Raw genomic sequence first — 16,477 nt, forward strand, 5'->3', positions numbered from 1 at the left:
ATGAATTATGCGATCGTTTTCCGCCTGCTGGGCTATGTGCTCATGATCGAAGGCGCGCTGCTGCTGCTTCCGGCGGCGGCCAGCGGGTTCTACGGCGAGTGGTCTGTGCTGGGCGTGTTCCTGGTCACGGCGGCGGTCAGTGCTGCTGTGGGCTATGCGCTGCGCGGCATCAAACCCCGCAGCAAGGTGTTCTATATGCGCGAGGGCTTTGCTGCCACCTCACTGAGCTGGATCGTCATCTCCATCGTGGGCGCGGTGCCTTTCGTGGTCACCGGCTGCATCCCGAACCCGGTGGACGCCCTGTTTGAGACGGTGTCCGGCTTTACCACCACCGGTGCCAGCATCCTGCCCGCCGTGGAGGATCTGCCCAAGGGCATTCTGTTCTGGCGCAGCTTCACCCACTGGATCGGCGGCATGGGTGTTCTGGTGTTCCTGCTTTCGCTGCTGCCGCTGACCGGCGGCTCCCACGTCAACCTGATGAAGGCAGAAAGCCCCGGCCCTCAGGTGGATAAGCTGGTGCCCAAGGTGCAGTCTACCGCAAAGATCCTGTACGGCATCTATTTTGCACTCACCGTGCTGGAGGTGGTATTCCTGCTGCTGGGCGGCATGCCGGTGTTTGAAAGCCTGCTCACGGCCTTCGGCACGGCGGGCACCGGCGGCTTCGGCTTCAAGAACGACAGCTTCACGAGCTTTTCGCCCTACATCCAGTGGGTCGTTACCATCTTCATGATCCTGTTCGGCGTCAATTTCAACGCCTACTTCCTGCTGCTGATGCGCAAGTTCGGCCGTGTCATCAGCGAGGAAGTGCGCGGCTACTTCCTTGTCATTCTGGCGGCGGTGGGCATCATCACGGTCAACATCTACAGTCTCTACAACAGCGTTGGCGAGGCGGTGCGGCAGGCGGCTTTCCAGGTGGGCTCCATCATCACCACCACCGGCTTTTCCAGCTGCGACTTTGACCTGTGGCCCACCCTCTCCAAAGAAGTGCTGGTGGTGCTCATGTTCATTGGCGCCTGCGCGGGCAGTACCGGCGGCGGCATCAAGGTGAGCCGCCTCCTCATTCTGGGCAAGACGCTGGGCAAAGAGCTCAAGCAGGCACTGCACCCGCAGGTGGTGGCCCCCGTCCGCATGGACGGCAAGCTGCTGAACCATGAGACCATCCGCACCACCAATGTGTACATGGCAGCGTATTTCTTCATCTTCGTGGCGTCCTTCCTGCTCATCAGCCTGGACGGCTTCGACATGGTGACGAACTTCACCGCCATTGCCGCAACCCTGAACAACATCGGCCCCGGCCTTGCACAGGTGGGCCCGATGATGAACTTCGGCAGCTTCACGAACCCGGCAAAGCTGGTCATGATCTTCGATATGCTGGCCGGTCGTCTGGAAATTTTCCCGATGCTGGTGCTGTTCCTGCCGGATACCTGGCGCAAGTTCTAAATAATTTACTGGTCTGTAAGCCGGAAAGCCGTTTTGGTTTTCCGGCTTACTTCTTTCTCGTGAAAAAGAGTTCCAGAAAAATCCGCAGATTTTTCTGGAACTCAAAATAAAAAAGATATTATTCCACTAAAGAAGCCCAGAGCGTCAGCGGAGGGCATTCAAAATCGTTTTATACTTCTACTTTCTCCTGTGCCCGGTACTGCAGCGCTTCCAGCAGAGCGTCTTCGTCCAGCAGCTGCTTGCCGGAAAGGTCCGCCACCGTGCGGGCCACCCGCAGGATGCGGTCGTGGGCGCGGGCAGAAAGGCCCAGTGCATCGTAAGAGGCCCGCAGCAGCCGCTCGGCGGCGGGGGTCATGCGGCAGATGCGCCGTACCTGCCCGGCAGTGAGCTGGGCGTTGCAGTGGATGCCCTCGAATCCGGGCGCTGCATACCGCTTGGCCTGAATGGCCCGGGCTGCCAGCACCTGTTTGCGCAGCTCGGCGCTGCTCTCGGAAGGGGCAGCGGTGTGCAGCTCGTCAAAGGCGATGGGGTCCATCTCCACGCACAGGTCGATGCGGTCCAGCAGCGGGCCGGACACCCGGCTGCGGTACTGCCGCACCGCGCTGGGGGAGCAGGTGCACTGCCGGGTGGGGTGGCCGTAGTAGCCGCACTTGCAGGGGTTCATGGCGGCCACCAGCTGGAACCGGCTGGGATAGGTGGCGCTGCCTGCCGCGCGGCTGACCGTGATCTGGCCGTCCTCCAGCGGCTGGCGCAGCACTTCCAGACTTTCGCGGGAGAACTCCGGCAGCTCGTCCAGGAACAGCACGCCGCAGTTGGCAAGGCTGCACTCGCCGGGGCGGAACTGTGCCCCGCCGCCTGCCAGCGCGGCCGAACTGGCCGAGTGGTGCGGACTGCGGAAGGGCCGGGCCGACACAAGGCCCCGCCCCTGGGGCAGCTGGCCTGCGATGGAATAAATTTTGGTGGTCTCCACGGCTTCCTCTCGGGTGAGAGGCGGCAGGATGCCGGGCAGGCGCTTTGCCAGCATGGATTTGCCGGTGCCGGGCGCGCCGATGAGCAGCACGTTGTGCCCGCCGGCGGCCGCGATCACCATGGCCCGCCGCGCCAGCGACTGGCCCATGACGTCTGCAAAATCCGGCACCTGGGCCCAGGCGTCTTCGGGGTCAAAGGGGATGACGGCTGCCGGGGCGATGGGCGCGATGCCGCGCAAAGCGTCCACCACTTCCCGGGCCGTGCGGGCAGGGTAGACCGTCATGCCGTCACCGCAGGCTTCGGCGGCCTCGGCAGCGTTTTCAGCGGGCACATACAGCGCACGGATGCCGCTTTCGGCCGCAGCCAGCGCCATGGGCAGCACGCCGGACACCGGCCGCAGGGTGCCGTCCAGCGCCAGCTCGCCCAGAAAGGCGGTGTCAGAAGGGACTTCCTCGATCTGGCCGCTGGCCGTCAGCAGGGCCAGCAGCAGCGGCAGGTCGTAGACCGGGCCGGTCTTGCGCACATCCGCCGGGGCCAAGTTGACCGTGATGCGCCGGTCCGGGAACTTGAAGCCCAGGTTCTTGATGGCGGCGCGCACCCGGTCTGCGCTTTCCCGCACGGCGGAATCCGGCAGACCTACGATGGAAAATGCGGGCAGCCCGCCGGAGACGTCCGCTTCCACAGCCACGGCAAAGCCGCTCAGGCCCCGCAGGCCGAAACTTCTGGTGACAGAATACATGATGCTTTTCCTCATTCCAGCAGATGATGTGTCGGAAAAGAACTGGCAAAGATGGGAAATATTGGATAAAAACGCCAGACTTCGACACAAAAATATGTTCAAGTTCATTATAGTAAAGGGCAGGAAAGTTGTCAATGTGATAGAGAGGAGAGAGTTTTTTCATGTTCACCAGAGAATACTGCCGTTACATCCGTACATATTCCGAGCTGGATGGCCTGCAGCACGCCCACACATTTATTTATTGCGCTTCTGCCACCCCGCAGGGCGCACTGCTGGAACTGCGCAGCGAACAGGGCGGCCGGGTGGAGCGCCGCACGGCGCTGGCCCGGTGCAGCTTTGCCCGGGCCATGCAGCTGATGCGCTATCTGTGCGAGAACGGCGTGGAGCCGGAGCAGTGGCTGGAAGTGCTGGCCGACGCGGGCGAGGTTTGCCAGCCGCTGCAAAACCCGGCAGCAGAACCGGAATTTGCGGGATTTGCGGGCGAAAATCTGGATTTTTGTGCCATATGCCCGGTTTGAAGGGAAAATCTTGTGGCAGATTACGCAATTGACACGATGGACACAAGAGTTTATATTATAAGTAGGTTTAACCAAACCTGTTCTTTTTGCGTTCTTTTTGCGGAAAAATTTACAAAAGGTAAGGTGTGCAAGATGTATTTGGATGAATATAAGCGCTGGCTGGCGGCTGAACTGGAAGACGCCGATCTGAAGCCCGAGCTGGCAAAGATCGAGGGCAACGACGATGAGATCAAGGACCGCTTTGCTGTGGCCCTGAAGTTTGGCACCGCGGGCCTGCGCGGCGTTCTGGGCGCCGGTACCAACCGGATGAACATCTATGTCGTGCGTCAGGCCACCCAGGGCCTGGCAAACTGGGTCAAGACCCAGGGCGGCACCCAGACCGTGGCCATCAGCTACGACAGCCGCCTCAAGAGCGATATCTTTGCCAAGACCGCCGCAGGCGTTCTGGCGGCCAACGGCATCAAGGTGCGCATCTACGATGCTCTGATGCCGGTTCCGGCCCTGAGCTTTGCCACCCGTTACTACAACTGCAACGCAGGCATCATGGTCACCGCTTCCCACAACCCGGCCAAGTACAACGGCTACAAGGCCTACGGCCCGGACGGCTGCCAGATGACCGATGACGCCGCTGCCATCGTTTACGATGAGATCCAGAAGACCGATGTGCTCACCGGCGCAAAGTACATCTCCTTCGCCGAGGGCGTAGAGCAGGGCCTGATCCGCTTTGTGGGCGACGACTGCAAGAAGGCCCTGTATGATGCCATCGAGGCACGTCAGGTGCGCCCGGGCCTGTGCAAGACCGCCGGCCTGAAGCTGGTGTACAGCCCGCTGAACGGTTCCGGTCTGGTGCCGGTCACCCATGTGCTGAACGATATGGGCATCACCGATATCACCATCGTGCCTGAGCAGGAGTACCCCAACGGTTACTTCACCACCTGCTCCTACCCGAACCCCGAAATTTTCGAGGCCCTGAAGCTGGGCCTGAATCTGGCCACCGAGACCGGTGCCGACCTGATGCTGGCCACCGACCCCGATGCCGACCGCGTGGGCATCGCCATGAAGTGCCCGGACGGCAGCTATGAGCTTGTCTCCGGCAACGAGATGGGCGTGCTGCTGCTGGACTACATCTGCGCCGGCCGCATCGAGAAGGGCACCATGCCCAAGAACCCGGTCGCTGTCAAGTCCATCGTGTCCACCCCGCTGGCCGACGCTGTGGCAAAGCACTACGGCGTGGAGATGCGCAATGTGCTGACCGGCTTCAAGTGGATCGGCGATCAGATCGCCAACCTGGAAGCTGCCGGTGAGGTCGATCGCTTCATCTTCGGCTTCGAGGAGAGCTACGGCTACCTGGCTGGCCCCTATGTCCGCGACAAGGACGCCATCATCGGCTCCATGCTCATCTGCGAGATGGCCGCTTACTACCGCAGCATCGGCTCCTCCATCAAGCAGCGTCTGGAGGAAATTTATGCCCAGTATGGCCGTTACCTGAACAAGGTGGACAGCTTTGAGTTCCCCGGCCTGACCGGCATGGAGAAGATGGCTTCCATCATGCAGAAGCTGCGTGACCAGCCCCTCACCGAGCTGGCCGGCCACAAGGTGGTCAAGGTCACCGACTACAAGAAGCCCGAGGAGACCGGCCTGCCCGCCGCCAACGTGCTGATCTACACGCTGGAAAATGGTGCTACCGTCGTGGTGCGTCCCTCCGGCACTGAGCCGAAGATCAAGACCTACTTCACCACCCTGGGCAAGGACCTGGCTGAAGCACAGGCCCAGAAGGATGCTCTGGCCGCTGCCATCGAGCCCATCCTGAAGTAATTCCCGAAGCAAAACCAAAGCATGACTCATTTGTGCCCCTCTGCCGTGTGCGGAGGGGCATTTTTGCTGTAGATTTTCGGTTGCAGTTTGGGGCGTGATACGCTATAATAAAATATGGCTTATTCTATCCAGCTGCCGGAAAAGTGGAAAACGGCGGTGTGTGATAAGGCAGGTGCAGAAAATGGAAAAGAGAGTATCGGCGGTGCTGGTGGCGGCAGGGTCTTCCACCCGGATGGGCTTTGATAAGCTCAGCTTTGATCTGGGCGGTGAGACGGTGCTGCGCTGCAGCATCCGTGCGTTTGAGCAGTGCCCGCTGGTGACGGAGATCGTTCTGGTGGCGGGCAAAAACCGTGCGTTTGTGGAGCAGCAGGCTGCGGACTGCACAAAGCCCGTGCAGATCGTGCCCGGCGGTGCCACCCGCGCCGAGAGCGCGAAAAATGGCGTTCTGGCGGCAAAAGGGGACATCGTGGCGGTGCACGACGCGGCCCGGCCCTTCGTGAGCCAGCCGGTCATCACGGCGGCATTGGAAGCTGCCGCCCGCAGCGGGGCCGCTGCCCCTGCCGTGCCGGTGAAGGATACCATCAAAACGGCGGTGCGCGGTGACGGCAAGACCGTGCCGGAGGCCTGCCTTGTGCAGACCACGCCCGACCGCAGCACCCTGTATGCGGTGCAGACGCCCCAGTGCTTTGACCGCGCCGAATATCTGGCAGCACTGGGGGAGCTGGACGCTGAGAAGGCCCGGCGCGTCACCGATGATTGCAGCCTGTTCGAGCTGACCGGCCGCGCCGTGCAGCTGACCCAGGGCGATTACGCCAACCTGAAGATCACCACCCGGGAGGACCTGCCCCGCCCGGCACAGAAAGAGGAACCGAAAATGCGCATTGGACACGGTTATGATGTACATCGCCTGGTGGAGGGCCGCAGGCTCATTCTGGGCGGCGTGGACGTCCCGTTTGAGAAGGGGCTGCTGGGCCACTCCGACGCCGATGTGCTGACCCACGCGGTGATGGATGCCGTGCTGGGCGCGGCGGCGCTGGGGGATATCGGCCAGCATTTCCCGGACAATGACCCGGCTTACTCCGGTGCCGACAGCCTCAAGCTGGCCCGCCGCGTGGCCGAAATTTTAAAGGAGCACGGCTGGCGCATTGAAAACATCGACGCAACGCTGCTGTGCCAGCGCCCGAAGCTGGCGCCCCACATCCCGGCTATGCGCCGGAACCTGGCGGATGCCTTCGGCCTGCCGGTGGACGCCGTGAGCGTGAAGGCCACCACCGAGGAACATCTGGGCTTTACCGGCGAAGGCCTGGGCATCGCCGCCCATGCCGTTGCCCTCATCGAAACGCTGTAACGGGAGTGTGCACCAATGACTCTGAATGCGATCATTGCAAATTTCCAGACCTTCAAGATCGTGGATCTGCTTGATATCATCATCATTGCGTTCCTGATCTATCAGGTGCTGGGCATCATCAACCGCACCCGCGCCGGGCAGCTGGCCAAGGGCGCGCTGATCGTGCTGGCCGTTTATCTGGTGGCCAACACTTTGAACATGCGCACCGTCACCTGGCTGCTGAACTCACTGCTGCAGGTGGGCCTGCTGACGCTGGTGGTGCTGTTCCAGCCGGAGATCCGCCGCGCGCTGGAGCGCATGGGCCAGACCGACCAGTGGACGGCAAAGCTGTTCAACGTGAAGGGCCGCTACAACGACCCCAGCCTGAAGGGCGCATGGCGCAGCGCCATCATTGCCATCTGCGACGCGGCCGAGCGCTTCTCGGAGACCAAGACCGGCGCACTGATCGTGCTGGAACGCCACACGAACCTTTCTGAGATCGTGCGCACCGGCACCCCGGTGAACAGTGCGGTCAATCTGGAAGTGCTGGGCACCATCTTCTACGAGGGCACCCCGCTGCACGACGGCGCGGCCATCATCGAAAACGGACGCATCAAGGCGGCAGGCTGTGTGCTGCCCCTTTCCAATAATCTTGATCTCGGCAAGGACATGGGCACCCGCCACCGCGCCTGCCTGGGCATTGCCGAAAACTCGGACGCCATCGCCATCGTGGTGAGCGAGGAGACCGGCATCATCTCCATGGCGAAGAACGGCGTGCTGATCCGCCATTTTGACCGCCAGACCCTTTACACCCGCCTGATCGACGAGATGATCCCCAAGGAGACCGCCGCCGAGAAGACGACCGCCAGCGGCTGGAAGGGCCAGCTCAGCCGTCTGTGGAACTGGGCCAGCCAGAAGGAGGACGAGCAGCAATGAGCAACACGCCCAACAAGGCGAACGGCACGAAGCAGGCCGTCGCACACAAGAAAAACATTCTGGATGACCGCCGCATCCGGCTGGCACTTTCGATCCTGCTGGCTGTCATTGCGTGGATGGTGGTCACCATCATCGTCCAGCCCGGCACAACCAACACCATCTACAATGTGCCGGTGGATTATTCCTATGATTCCGCAGCCTACACTTCCCGCGGCCTGAGCATCGTCAGCGTCGAGGACAAGACCGTGAACCTGAAAATTTCCGGCGACGGCTACACCATCGGCGGGCTGACCGCTTCGGATTTCGTGGTCTACCCGGATTTTTCCAGCGTGCGTGACAGCGGAGAGAAGAACCTGCGCCTGCTGGTGCGCGGGGCCAACGGCCTGCTGAACGGTGTCACCGTGACGATGGAAGGCAGCGACAACACGGTGGATGTGGTGTTCGACGTGGTGGAGGAGAAGACCCTGCCCGTGACCATCACCACCAACTATCTGACCATCGCGGACGGCTACATCCTTTACAGCACCGATGTCTCCAAGGAGACCGTGACCCTGTCCGGCCCCAGCAGCGAGCTGGACAAGGTGGCCACCTGCACCGCCGAGGTGACCTACACCGGCGAGCTGAACGAATCGGTCACGCTGAGCACGCCGCTGCGGTTCTACACCGCCGGAGGCAAGGAAGTGACCTTCGAGTACACCCAGCTGGAGGAAAGCAGTGTGGACGTGACCTTGCAGGTCTACAAGATGGCCACTCTGCCGGTGAATGTGAATTTCATCAATGCACCGAAGGATTTTGACGATTCTGTGCTGGTGTACGCCCTCAGCCGCAAAGAGCTCAAGGTGGCGGGCCCCACGGCAAAGATCGACCAGCTTTCCACCCTGCCCATCGGCAGCATCGACCTTTCTACCTTTGCGCTGAACAAGAGCTACGAGATGCCCATTGAGCTGCCGACGGATATCTACCTGCTGGATAACATCTCCACCATCACGGTCAGCTTCGACTGCTCGAACCTGGAGACCAAGACCATGAACCTGCCCAGCAGCTGCGTGCAGGTGGTGAACCTGCCCTCCACCTATCAGCTCACAGTGGAGACGGACCGGCTCATGAACGTGACCCTCTGCGGCCCGAAGGGCGCGATGGAAACGCTGACGCCGGAGCAGGTCGTGGTGGAGATCGACGCCGAGGACTTCTCGGTGGCTACCGGCCAGCAGAACATCGCCTGCCGCCTGTATGTGCCCTCCAACGGCAAAATTTTCGCACTGGGCAGCTATGTGCTGCAGTGCCGCATCGACAGCAACTGAAAAGGATAGCATAACAACATGATTCTGGTTCGCAACATCCGTCTGCCGCTCTCCGCCGGGGAACCGCAGGCATTTGAAAAAGCCCTGCACACCGCCCGCATCCCGCGCGGCAGGGTGCAGCACCTGGGCGTGGCAAAGCTCTCGGTGGACGCCCGCCATGGCCAGCCCAAGCTGGTGTACACCGTGGCTGTCACCCTGAAGGACCCGGCAGACGAAGCGGCCTTTGCCGCCCGGGGCGGGGACGTGACTCTGCACGAGAAAGCTGATTTCTCGGTGCAGAACGGCACCCTGCCGCTGGGCCACCGGCCGGTGGTCTGCGGTCTGGGCCCGGCGGGCCTGTTTGCAGCGCTGCTGCTGGCCCGGCAGGGCTATAAGCCCATCGTGCTGGAACGCGGCCCTGCGCTGGACGAGCGTGTGAAGGCTGTGGAGCATTTTTCCGCCACCGGTGAGCTGGACGTGAACGCGAACATCCAGTTCGGCGAGGGCGGCGCGGGCACCTTCTCGGACGGCAAGCTGACCACCCGCATCGGCGACGAGCTGTGCGGCTTTGTCACCGAAGTGTTCCTGCAGCACGGTGCACCGGCAGAGATCGCCTGGAAGCAGAAGCCCCATGTGGGCACCGACCTGCTGCGGGGCGTCATCACCTCCATCCGCAGGGAGATCGAGGCTTTGGGCGGCGAGGTGCACTTCAACACGGCCCTGACCGGCTTTGAACAGAAAAACGGACAGCTGACCGGAATTTTTACCACAAATGGCACCTTCCCCTGTGAAGCGCTGGTGTTCGCGGTGGGCCACTCGGCCCGGGACACCTTCGGGATGCTGATGGACAGCGGCCTGCAGCTGGAGTGCAAGCCCTTCAGCGTGGGCTTCCGTGCCGAGCACCTGCAGAGCGAGATCGAAAAGAGCCTGTACCACGAGGCGGCAGGCCACCCGGCTCTGCCCCGGGGCGAATACCAGCTCTCCCAGCATGTGGGTGAGCGGTGCGTCTATACCTTCTGCATGTGCCCCGGCGGGCAGGTGGTGGCTTCGGCCAGCGAAGAAGGGCGCGTGGTCACCAACGGCATGAGCTACCACGCCCGCAACGGCAAAAACGCCAACGCGGCGGTTGTGGTGAGCGTAGGTGCGTCTGATTTTGCAAACGACCCGCGCCGGGCCATCGCGTTCCAGCGGGAGCTGGAAGCCAAAGCCTATGCGGCAGGCCATGCCGCCGGGCCCTATGCCGCCCCGGCCGAGAACATCCAGAGCTTTCTGGAAGGACGCGGCCAGCTGCGCATCGGCAGCGTGCAGCCTACCTATGACCGCGGCGTGACGGCGGCCGACCTGGGGGCCCTGCTGCCCGGGGAGCTGGCCGACACCCTGCGGGCGGGCCTGCGCGCCTACGAGCGCAAAATCGCAGGCTACACCGCGCCGGACGCCATCCTCACCGGCCTTGAGACCCGCACCAGCAGCCCGGTGCGGCTGAAGCGGGAGGAGAATTTTGAGTGTTCCCAGCTGGCAGGGCTGTACCCCTGCGGCGAGGGCGCAGGGTATGCGGGCGGCATCATGAGCGCCGCCGTGGATGGCCTGCGGGTGGCCCGCGCCATCATCAGCCGGTATGCACCGGCAGAAGGGTGAGAAAAATTGATGAACGATCGTGAAAACGATACAATGCAGGAAAACGAGGGCCGCCGGGTGCAGCAGGAGCTGGAAAGCCAGCTGCGCGCCTTTGGCGACACCGTATCGGACGCTTTTGCCCACGGCTTTGAGGGCCGCGGCATGGACATTGGCGACCGGGCCTACGGTGTGGGCAAGGCAGCGGTGCACGCGGCCAATTATGGCATCGGCGAAGCAGCCAAGGCTTTCCGCAGCGGCCGCGACGCCTACTATAAAAACCAGCAGGAGGCCCGCCGGAATGCGGCGGACGGCACTGCTGCGGCAGGCAGCACCGGCATGCCCCAGTGGGCGCGCCAGATGTTCGGCTTCCCGGAGCCGACCCCGGTGGAAAACGTCCGCAGCAGCGCAAAAAAGTACAGAGGTACGGGCATTGCGCTGCTGGCCACCGGCATCACCTTTGCGGTCATCTTCGGCACTGCCGGCATCAGCTGCCTGGCGGTGGCGGAGGCGGCAACGCCGCTGGCAGCGGCTGTGGGAGACGGCGTGGTCTATGCGCTGGGCAGCGGGCTGCTTAGCAGTGCGGGCATGACCGCGCTGGAGATCTGCGGCAATGTGTTTACCGTTGTGGCTCTCGGCTTCTGCTGGATGATCGCCGCCGGGGCCAGCCGCATGAAGGCAGGCAAGAATATGGACCTGTATGCCGACATGGCCGAAGGCATGGACTACAAACAGGGCCTTTCGGTGCAGATGCTGGCCGATCTTGCCCATCAGAAAAAGAAAAAAACGCTGAAACAGCTGCAAAAGTATATCCGCAAGGGCTGGCTGCGCGCCTGGCTGGACGAAAAGACCCAGAAGCTTTACCTGACGGCCGAAGATTACCGCGCCGCGCAGGAAGCTGCTGCCGCACCCAAGGCAGAGCCGCAGCCGGAAAAGCCGGAAGCGGACGAAACACCGCTGAATCTGGAAACCGCCCGCCGCTTTGCCGCCGTGCTGGCGCAGGAAAAGCAGGTCATGCAGGATGCCCAGGGCCGCGAAGAACTGGAGCATATGCAGAAGACCACCACCGCCATCTGCGACTGGCTGGAAGCCCACCCGGAGAGCCTGCCCAAGGCCCGCCGCTTTGCGGAATATTATATCCCCACCACCCTCAAGCTGCTGCACACCTACAACGATGTGCAGGGTCAGAAGGGCGAGAATGCCGAGACCATCCGCCGGGATATCGCGGGCATCCTGCACACCCTCAACCAGGCGTATGACACCCTTTACAACACACTGCTCTCGGATATGGCCATGGATGTCTCCTCGGAGATCGCGGCGCTGCAGGGGATGCTGGCCAACGACGGCCTGACGGGAGGGGACTTTCAATGACCTACCGTGCATGGGAGCTCAAGCCGCTGGACCGCGCGGCCCTGAAGGAGCTGACGCAGGCCATCGCCGAGCAGGCCGTGGAAGAACTGGAACAGCAGGCTATGGAAGAAGAACCCTGGTCTGACGCAAAATACAGCAGCGTGCTTTCCGCCCAGCAGAAGGAGAACGCCCTGCTGGCGGGCATCCTGACCGCCCGGGGCATCACCGACCCTGCCGAAGCCCTCACCCTGCTGGCCGGGGAGGAAGATCTCAGCGACCCGTTTTTGCTGACGGATATGCAAAAAGCCTGCGAGCGCATCTGGCAGGCCATTGATAACGGCGAGACCATCGTGGTCTTTGGCGATTACGACGTGGACGGCGTGACCGCCACGGCCCTGCTCTACCAGCACCTCAAGGGTATGGGGGCCACGGTGAAATGCATGCTGCCCAGCCGCGAGGGCGACGGCTACGGCCTTTCCCGCAACGCCATCCAGTCCATCCACGACAAGGGCTATCAGCTCATCGTGACCGTGGACAACGGCATCTCTGCTGTGGAAGAAGCGGAGTTTGCCGCAGAACTGGGCATCGACCTCATCATCACCGACCACCATCTGCCGCCGGAAACGCTGCCCAAAGCCGTTGCTGTGGTGGACCCCCGCCGGCTGGACGACACCAGCCCCTTCAAGGGCCTGTGCGGCGCGGGTGTGGCTTTTAAGCTGTGCGCCGCACTGGACGGCTGCCCGCCGGAAGAAATGCTGGATTATTGCGGCGACCTTGCCGCCGTGGGCACTGTGGCCGACGTGATGCCGCTGACCGGCGAGAACCGCACGCTGGTAAAATCCGGCCTGCGCCAGCTGCAGAACACCGACCGCCCGGGCCTGGAAGCCCTGCTGGAAGAAGTGGGCCTTGCGGGCCGCCCCATCACGGCCGAGAACATCAGCTATGCCATCGCGCCCCGCATCAATGCGGCGGGCCGCATGGACAGCGCTGTCACGGCCCTGCAGCTGGTGCTGTGCGAGGACCCGGACCGGGCCGAAGAACTGGCCCACAAGCTGAACGAGATCAACGTCAAGCGGCAGGAAACGGAACTGGAGATCTTCAAGGCCGCGCAGGTGCTGCTGGAACAACAGCCCGAACGGCTGGAAGACCGGGTGATGCTGCTGTGGGGCCGCGACTGGCACCCCGGCGTCATCGGCATCGTGGCGTCCCGCCTTGTGGAGCGCACCGGTCGCCCGGTGATCGTGGTCACAGTGGACGAGCATGGCGAGTGCAAGGGCAGCGGCCGCAGCGTGCCGGGCTTCAACCTGCACGCCTGCATCGGCTCCTGCGCCGACCTGCTCATCCGCTATGGCGGCCACGCCATGGCAGCGGGCCTTTCGGTGCGGGAAGAAAATCTGCCCGAGCTGCGCCGCCGCCTGAACGAGTGGGCCGCCCGGGAATGCCCGGTGCTGCACACCGCCCCGCTGGAATGCGACCTGCCCATCCATCTGGACCGGGTCACGGTGGACAGCGTGCGCCGCATCGACGCGCTGGCCCCCTTCGGGGCCGAGAACCCGACGCCGGTGTTCCTGCTGCAGAGCGCCGTGGTGGATGGAGTCTATCCGGTGTCCGAGGGCAGGCACAGCCGCCTGCGCCTGCGGCAGGGCAATGCCAGCGTATATGCGGTCTGGTTCGGTATGCCGCCGGAACAGCTGCCCTACACCATGGGCGACGTGGTGGATGCCGCGCTGAACCTCTCGGTCTACGAGTCGGCCCGGGGCGCACAGCTTTCCGGACGCATTTTGGACCTGCACCCGGCGGGCCTTGGCACCAAACTGTCCGAACAGGCAGCCCTTGTGGCCGCCCTGCGCCGCGGCACGCCCCTGACGGCTGAACAGAAAACGCTGATCACGCCTGATCGCAGCCACATTATCACGGTGTACCGTGAGCTGCAGGCCCGCCGCTGGCACGCAGAAGACCTGCAGCCGCTGTGCGCGAAGCTGGGCGAAGAAAATACAGGCAAAACGCTGGTGGCGGTCACGGCCCTGGAACAGGTGGGCCTCATTGCCACAGTGGAAAAGGGCGGGGCAAAGTATCTGGAGCTTGTGCCCGCACAGGGCAAGAAAAACCTTGCCGATGCCCCGATCCTGAAATGTTTGGAGGGAATGTAAATGCCAGAGGGAAAGAAAAACGCAGTCCCGGCCCCCGTCCCGGTGCGGGACGAGGACTCCTACTCGGCGAAGACCCATCTGCACCAGCCTGTGCCGGTGCAGGAGACGGCCACCGTCTCGGCCACAGCCCAGCTGGCCGATGCCCCGGAGGGCGCACTGCCTTCTGAGGTGCGGCCCGAGATCGTCACCTGGGACAAGCTGTGCGAGGCCATCAAGGCCAGCGGCCGCTCCTACAATATGGAGATGATCGAAAAGGCCTACAACCTTGCCAACGACGCCCACAAGGGCGTGTGCCGCCGCAGCGGCGAGCCTTATATCTGCCACCCGCTGGCCGTGGCACGGCTGGTGCTGGACCTCGGCATGGACACCGAGAGCATCGCCGCCGCCCTGCTGCATGACGTGGTGGAGGACACCCCCACCACCCTGGCCGACCTGACCGCCGCATTTGGCGAGGAAGTGGCCCTGCTGGTGGACGGTGTGACCAAGCTGACCAAGATCGAATTCTCCAACATCGAAGAACTGCAGGCCGAAAACCTGCGCAAGATGCTGCTGGCCATGAGCCGCGATGTGCGCGTGATGATCATCAAGCTGTGCGACCGGCTGCACAATATGCGCACCGGCGATGCCTGGCCGGAGCAGAAGCGCCGCGACAAGGCCCGCGAGACGATGGAAGTGTATGCACCCATCGCCAACCGCCTGGGCATTTTGAACGTGAAGGAAGAACTGGAAGACCGCAGCCTGCATTACCTCGACCCCGTGGGCTACGAGGAGATCAGCCGGATGCTCAGCGAGCGTGCGGGCGAGGAGTTTTTGACCAAGGTCTCCGGTGTCATCGAGCAGCGTCTGGTGGAAAGCGGCATCGAAGGCGCCACCATCAAGCGCCGGGTCAAGAGCATCTACGGCATCTACCGCAAGACCATCATGCAGAACAAGTCCTTCGATGAAATTTATGATATCTATGCGGTGCGCGTCATTCTGGATACGCTGGCTGAGTGCTACAGCACCCTGGGCCTCATCCATGATATGTACCATCCGCTGCCCAACCGCTTCAAGGATTATATCTCCACCCCCAAGCCCAACGGCTACCAGAGCCTGCACACCACGGTCATCGGCCACGAGGGCATCCCCTTCGAGGTGCAGATCCGCACCCGCAAAATGGACGAGATGGCCGAGTACGGCGTGGCCGCCCACTGGAAGTACAAGGAGGGTCTGGACGGCCACGACAAGCTGGACGAGCGTCTGGCTTGGGTGAGCCAGCTGCTGGAAAATCAGCGCGTCAGCGAGGATTCCGGCAACCTTCTGCACGACCTCAAGAGCGACCTGCTGCCCGAGGAAGTGTTCGCCTTCACCCCCAAGGGCGACGTCATCAACCTGCCCACCGGTGCCACCTGCATCGACTTTGCCTACGCCATCCATTCGGCGGTGGGCAACCGCATGGTGGGCTGCAAGGTGAACAACCGCATGGTGCCCATCGACCATGTGGTCTCCACCGGCGAGATCATCGAGGTCATCCTCGGCCCGGCGGACAAGGGCCCCAGCCGCGACTGGCTAAAGATCGTGCGCACCAGCGAGGCCAAGAGCAAAATTCGCAACTGGTTCAAGAAGATGCGCCGCGAGGAAAATATCACGCAGGGACGTGACGCGTTGGCGCGTGAGCTGCGGCGGGAGATGATCCTCGTTCCGGACGACCAGCTGGATGATTTCATCAACAGCTGCTGCCGCCGTCTGCGCCAGAACAACGCCGAAGAACTGTATGCCGCCATCGGCTACGGCGGCATGACCATCGCCAACTGCCTGCCCAAGCTCAAGGAGGAGTGGCAGAAGCTGAAGGCTGCCGAGGACAAGACCGAAGACGACCTGCCCAAGGTGGACCTGAGCCGGGTGCACGCCACCGACGGCGTGGTGGTGGAAGGCTTCGACAACACCCCCATCAAGTTTGCCAAGTGCTGCAGCCCGCTGCCCGGAGACCCCATCGTGGGCTTCATCACCCGGGGCTTCGGCGTGTCCATCCACAAGCAGAGCTGCGTGAACGCCATCTCCAGCATGAAGGACCCCACCAATGCCCCCCGCTGGGTCAAGGCCTACTGGGCCGACAGCGTCAAGGACAGCTACAAGGCAGGCCTTGAGATCATCGCCCTGAACCGCAACGAGCTGCTGCAGGACGTTCTGGCGGCACTGGCAGATATCCGTGTGCCCATCTATGCCGTGAACGCCCGTCAGGTGGAGAACGGCTGCGCCATGGTCAGCCTGACCATCGGCATCAACAATACCGAGCACCTCAACCGGGTGGTCGCAAGACTTTCCAAGGTGAAGGATGTGCTCAAGGTGACAAGGAGCTAATA

At 62.7% G+C, this 16,477-nt stretch carries 11 protein-coding genes; 10 read left to right on the forward strand and 1 reads right to left on the reverse strand.

The annotated features are described in order from the left end of the window. Nucleotides 1-1,440: a TrkH family potassium uptake protein gene (locus CGS49_RS09985; protein ID WP_097801688.1), complete on the forward strand. Its 1,440-nt coding sequence runs from the start codon at nt 1-3 to the stop codon at nt 1,438-1,440. A gap of 169 nt (nt 1,441-1,609) precedes the next feature. Here the strand turns inward: CGS49_RS09985 and CGS49_RS09990 are convergent, their stop codons facing one another. After that, nucleotides 1,610-3,148, reverse strand: coding sequence for a YifB family Mg chelatase-like AAA ATPase (locus CGS49_RS09990; protein ID WP_097801689.1), 1,539 nt, complete (start codon nt 3,146-3,148; stop codon nt 1,610-1,612). Between the two features lie 161 nt (nt 3,149-3,309). Here CGS49_RS09990 and CGS49_RS09995 point away from each other — a divergent pair, with 161 nt between their 5' ends. The 9 genes from CGS49_RS09995 (at nt 3,310) to CGS49_RS10035 (ending at nt 16,475) form a co-directional block, all read left to right on the forward strand. Further along, nucleotides 3,310-3,666 (forward strand): hypothetical protein, encoded by a 357-nt coding sequence (locus CGS49_RS09995; protein WP_179859063.1) that lies wholly within the window; start codon nt 3,310-3,312, stop codon nt 3,664-3,666. Between the two features lie 132 nt (nt 3,667-3,798). Next, the gene (locus CGS49_RS10000; RefSeq protein ID WP_097801690.1) at nt 3,799-5,481 is read left to right on the forward strand and encodes a phospho-sugar mutase; all 1,683 of its coding nucleotides are present in this window, start codon (nt 3,799-3,801) and stop codon (nt 5,479-5,481) included. Between the two features lie 181 nt (nt 5,482-5,662). After that, a complete protein-coding gene (gene ispF / locus CGS49_RS10005) occupies nt 5,663-6,829 on the forward strand; it encodes a 2-C-methyl-D-erythritol 2,4-cyclodiphosphate synthase (RefSeq protein WP_097801691.1) in 1,167 nt (388 codons plus the stop codon). 15 nt (nt 6,830-6,844) lie between these two features. Then, complete coding sequence (gene cdaA / locus CGS49_RS10010) at nt 6,845-7,744, forward strand: diadenylate cyclase CdaA (protein ID WP_097801692.1); 900 nt, start codon at nt 6,845-6,847, stop codon at nt 7,742-7,744. Further along, complete coding sequence (locus CGS49_RS10015; protein WP_097801693.1) at nt 7,741-9,045, forward strand: CdaR family protein; 1,305 nt, start codon at nt 7,741-7,743, stop codon at nt 9,043-9,045. Before cdaA ends, CGS49_RS10015 begins: the two co-directional genes overlap by 4 nt. An 18-nt stretch (nt 9,046-9,063) precedes the next feature. Then, entirely contained in the window at nt 9,064-10,659 is a 1,596-nt protein-coding gene (locus CGS49_RS10020; RefSeq protein WP_097801694.1) for an NAD(P)/FAD-dependent oxidoreductase, read from the forward strand. A gap of 9 nt (nt 10,660-10,668) precedes the next feature. Beyond that, entirely contained in the window at nt 10,669-12,006 is a 1,338-nt protein-coding gene (locus tag CGS49_RS10025) for a 5-bromo-4-chloroindolyl phosphate hydrolysis family protein (RefSeq protein ID WP_242975435.1), read from the forward strand. Continuing rightward, nucleotides 12,003-14,135: a single-stranded-DNA-specific exonuclease RecJ gene (gene recJ, locus CGS49_RS10030; RefSeq protein WP_097801695.1), complete on the forward strand. Its 2,133-nt coding sequence runs from the start codon at nt 12,003-12,005 to the stop codon at nt 14,133-14,135. Before CGS49_RS10025 ends, recJ begins: the two co-directional genes overlap by 4 nt. Continuing rightward, nucleotides 14,136-16,475 (forward strand): RelA/SpoT family protein, encoded by a 2,340-nt coding sequence (locus CGS49_RS10035; protein WP_097801696.1) that lies wholly within the window; start codon nt 14,136-14,138, stop codon nt 16,473-16,475. Nucleotides 16,476-16,477 lie beyond the last annotated feature (2 nt).

Origin of the sequence: Faecalibacterium langellae (genome assembly GCF_002549775.1) — a bacterium.
GTDB classification, from domain to species: Bacteria; Bacillota; Clostridia; order Oscillospirales; family Ruminococcaceae; genus Faecalibacterium; species Faecalibacterium langellae.